General features: G+C 63.7%; 1 pseudogene. It reads right to left on the bottom strand.

What is annotated here, in order from left to right:
- Positions 1-260: pseudogene (locus ACYVE7_RS35215) on the bottom strand (IS21 family transposase); the annotation flags it as partial.
- Between the last annotated feature and the right edge of the window lie 420 nt (positions 261-680).

The following is a 680-nucleotide window of genomic DNA, read 5'->3' as shown; positions in this document are numbered from 1 at the left end:
TGGCCCGTCTCCCAACCGGCCGCCGGCGAACAGGCGACGGGCTCGATCATGTAGTGGTCGGCCATGATCAGGAACCGGCGGTTGAAGACCCGCTCCTTGCCCGTGAACACCGTCGTCACCGCGGTCTTCATGTTGTCATAGATCCCCCGCGTCGGCACGCCTCCGAAGAAGGCGAATGCCCGCGCATGCGCGTCGAACAGCATCTCCTGTGTCTCGCGGGGATAGGCGCGCACATACATCACCCGTGATGCGCACACCCGCGCTCGGCTCGAGCACGATGTCGTCGGGCTGGACGTTGGCGAGAAGCGTCATAACCGCAGCGATGTCGACAGGTGTCGAGAATTGCTGCCATTCGATCTGATCCTCGCTGCGAACCGTCTGAGTGGGCAGGCGATCGGACAAATCGATCAGCGCGCGGACGTCGCCGAACGCCGCAATTTTTTGGGCGCTCGACTGAAGATGGATGGCAAGGGCATGCTCGAGGAGTTCAAAGCTGGCGCGTTGTGTCCAGCGACCGTCGGCATCAGAACCGCCGAAGGCCTTGGTCATCGCGTCGTTGAGGTGACGACGCTGAATGGCCTCGTCGGAGCGCAGACGGGGTAGAAGGAGGCGCACGGCCTCGCGCTCAGCCTGGGCGGCCGCTTCGAAGAGATCGGACATGGGTGTGGTCTCCGGAGTGG

The organism is Actinocorallia lasiicapitis (assembly GCF_054778695.1).
The sequence above is the reverse complement of the archived record's forward strand: the minus strand, read 5'-3'. Positions and strand labels throughout refer to the sequence as shown.